This window comes from Collinsella aerofaciens (assembly GCF_039752985.1).
GTDB classification, from domain to species: Bacteria; Actinomycetota; Coriobacteriia; order Coriobacteriales; family Coriobacteriaceae; genus Collinsella; species Collinsella aerofaciens_BT.
Window position 1 is genome coordinate 14,052 of sequence record NZ_JBDMHA010000056.1, and the last position, 588, is coordinate 14,639.

At 58.7% G+C, this 588-nt stretch carries 1 protein-coding gene; it reads left to right on the forward strand.

All coding sequences use genetic code 11. The features are described from left to right. The coding region (locus ABHR76_RS07875; RefSeq protein ID WP_346977245.1) for a metallophosphoesterase family protein at positions 1–328 on the forward strand (328 nt) is incomplete at its 5' end. Between the last annotated feature and the right edge of the window lie 260 nt (positions 329–588).

Sequence of the window (588 nt, forward strand, 5' to 3'; positions counted from 1 at the left end):
CCTATGCACCATCGCCCCCGTGCGGGCCGTACTGGGCAACAACGATTACTACCGCGACTACGGTCCCGATGTAGACCGTCTTGCGCTCTTTACCTACGAAGGCCTCAAATTCGCCGTAGCCCACTACCGCGAAGACCTTCCGGTGGGATCCGTAGACGTAGCCATCAACGGCCACACCCACGTAACCAAAGAAGCCCAAGTGGGCCGTTGCTTAGTCCTCAACCCGGGCAGCGCCAGCTACCCCAGAGGCACCCGAGGCCCCACCATGGCCAGAATGCTAGTAAAAGACGGCAAGATCCTAAGCACTAAGTTTATTGACCTAGAGTAATCACAACAAAAACGGGGGATGCAGATGCGTCCCCCGTTTCCATTTGAGCCAATGGCCGAGCTTCAACAAGATCCATCAGACCAACCCCGCCGCGGAGAACGGGGCCGCCGAGCCGCGAAGCGGCGAGCAACAACAACGGCTCGAACAAAGTGACGGCAGGGAGGGTCTCCGGGGCCGGCTGGCGCGGGTTAAGTTTGTCGCGAGTTCCGCACGCAAAGGAAAGCACTTAATGTGCTTTCCGTCTTGCGCAGGACTGTAGA